This window comes from Pseudoalteromonas sp. T1lg21, from assembly GCF_002964625.1.
In the GTDB taxonomy this organism is placed as follows: Bacteria; Pseudomonadota; Gammaproteobacteria; order Enterobacterales; family Alteromonadaceae; genus Pseudoalteromonas; species Pseudoalteromonas gelatinilytica.
The window spans coordinates 31,063-31,445 of record NZ_PQBX01000069.1 but is presented as its reverse complement, the minus strand read 5'-3'; the positions used below and the strand labels follow the sequence as shown (position 1 = coordinate 31,445).

1 rRNA gene is annotated in these 383 nt (G+C 43.1%); it reads left to right on the top strand.

Annotated elements, in window-relative coordinates:
- Positions 1 to 148 precede the first annotated feature (148 nt).
- Positions 149 to 263, top strand: a 5S ribosomal RNA gene (gene rrf / locus C2M25_RS20700).
- Positions 264 to 383 lie beyond the last annotated feature (120 nt).

The following is a 383-nucleotide window of genomic DNA, read 5'->3' as shown; positions in this document are numbered from 1 at the left end:
AACGCGTTTTATGACAGCGTAACAGACAGAAGTTAAGAAACTAAAGTAGATTTTACGAAGCTGTAAGCCATAAGCTTTAAGCTGTAAGAAGATATCAGATTTCCAGATTTATTAATTTGCTCTGATGAGCGAATTAAAACCAAATTTGCTTGGTGACAATAGCGTTTTGGACCCACCTGACCCCATGCCGAACTCAGTAGTGAAACGAAACAGCGCCGATGATAGTGTGGCATTTGCCATGTGAAAGTAGGACATCGCCAGGCTCCAAATTAGAGAAAGCCCGATTCGAAAGAGTCGGGCTTTTTTGCGTTTAGAGTTATCCATACAACGTGCCCTATTCATTCTTCAGGTAGGTTGGGTAGAGCGCAGCGAAACCCAACGTG